The organism is Shewanella sp. 11B5 (assembly GCF_002836795.1).
Taxonomy (GTDB): domain Bacteria; phylum Pseudomonadota; class Gammaproteobacteria; order Enterobacterales; family Shewanellaceae; genus Shewanella; species Shewanella frigidimarina.
Map to the genome: position 1 here is coordinate 1 of NZ_PJAP01000661.1, position 1,810 is coordinate 1,810.

The window sequence follows — 1,810 nt, forward strand, 5'->3', positions numbered from 1 at the left end:
AGATGTGGTATAAGAGACAGGTGTTACCGTTTGGTGAGTGACCGATTTTCAGAGTAATTCACGCTAAATTAAGTTGTTATAAACACCACGTCTATGTGGTTTGGGGAGTACAAAATGGGCTTTAAATTAACGGTAAATTGGCAGTCTTCACCAAGTGAGGAAGGTGAATTTAATCGCGATCATGAGGTTAAATTTGGCACTGGGCAAACGATTCAAGCGTCATCTGCGCCTGAATACAAAGGTAATGCTGATAAAGTGAACCCAGAAGAAAGCTTACTTGCGGCTCTGTCCTCATGCCACATGCTGACCTTTTTAGCGATTGCCCATTTAAAGCGGCTACCTGTTGCCAGTTATGTTGATAATGCCACTGCTGATTTAGGTAAAAATGAGGCGGGTAAAGTCGCTGTGGTTAAGATGACATTAGCACCTAATGTCACGTTTGCAGAAGGGATTGAAGTTGACGAAGAAACGTTAGCGAAGATACATGAAAAAGCCCATGCAAATTGCTTTATTGCTAACTCATTAGCATGTGAAGTTGAAATAAAGCAGTAAGATTTTGTACAGTTTTACAGTTTTACAGTTTTACATTTTTAATAATAACCCTCTCAACATGACGCTGAGAGGGTTATTTTTTATTGGTTTACTAAACTCAATATGAGGTTACTTCGCTTTTATGTCGGCTGCAGGGCCAATGTCAGGCATTGGCAAGCCTTGTAATGGAGCAATAGGTTGTTGTACTAGTTCATCTTTCAAATAACTGATAGCAGCATCAAGCTGTGCATCTTTACCGCTAAAAGTGGCATAAGGTAAGTTATCAACTTCAATGTCTGGCTCAACCCCGTGACCTTCAACAACCCAACGGCCATCGATGGCATATTGTGGGTATTCTGCCACTCGTGCCATGCCTTTGTCGGTCACTGAATTTCGACCCGACAACCACACACCAGCGCCCGCGGTTTGCTTACCGATTATAGGCGCAATATTCAGCGCTCTAATGCCGGCAGAAAAAGTCTCACCGTCTGAGTAGGTCATTTGATCAGCCAACACAACTAAATGGCCTCTGAAGGTTTGTTGCATGTTTGCGTTTGTGCTGCCATGAGTTGGCTGCCAAAATGCCCACGCACGGCGTAACAGTTTTTCGATAATCCAGCTGTCGATATTGCCACCACGATTGCGGCGAACATCGATGATTAAACCGTCTTTGTCGTAATTAGTATAAAACTCGCGAGCAAAGCTTTCGACATCACCGCTGCCCATGGCATACAAGTGTAAATAGCCAATATTACCTTTAGAGGCTTTGGCCACTTTGTCGCCGTTATACTCAACCCAATCAAGGTAACGTAGCTTGGCATCGGTACCAATATCATGGGGAGTCACTATGGTATTAATGGCTGTTTTACCACGGACTAAACCTAGCAACACTTGCTTGTTGCCTTGGTTTCGCAGTAGTTGAGTCACATCGGCAATGTTAGTGATTTTCTTGCCATTGATGCTCGCAATCACATCCCCTTCTTTCGCATCAACCTCAATACGGGCCAATGGGGATGCCGACAACGGTAACTCAGGATCGGTTTGATAAATATGGCTTATTACCACACCTCTATCGGTTTGTGTCAGCCTAGCCCCTAATGCAGCGGCTTTGGCTGCATCGGCATCTTGGGCAATATCGCCACCTCGTACTTGTGAATGTAATGAGTTCAGTTCACCCATCATTTGGGTGAAAATATCATTCAGCTCATTACGATCGGTCAGTCTGTCTACCAAAGGTTGATATTTAGCTTTAGCTGCTTGCCAATCTACGCCGCGCATT

At 44.1% G+C, this 1,810-nt stretch carries 2 protein-coding genes; one reads left to right on the forward strand and one right to left on the reverse strand.

Features of this window, described 5'->3' with window-relative positions; genetic code table 11:
* Positions 1 to 114 precede the first annotated feature (114 nt).
* Entirely contained in the window at positions 115 to 552 is a 438-nt protein-coding gene (locus CXF78_RS14995; protein WP_011636555.1) for an OsmC family protein, read from the forward strand.
* Between the two features lie 108 nt (positions 553 to 660).
* Here the strand turns inward: CXF78_RS14995 and CXF78_RS15000 are convergent.
* A partial coding sequence (locus CXF78_RS15000) for a S41 family peptidase (protein ID WP_180957163.1) occupies positions 661 to 1,810 on the reverse strand: 1,150 nt, incomplete at its 5' end.

What these genes read in the sequence shown, in the direction of transcription:
- CXF78_RS14995 (WP_011636555.1), top strand. Translation starts at nt 115, where the DNA reads ATGGGCTTTAAATTAACGGTAAATTGGCAGTCTTCACCAAGTGAGGAA.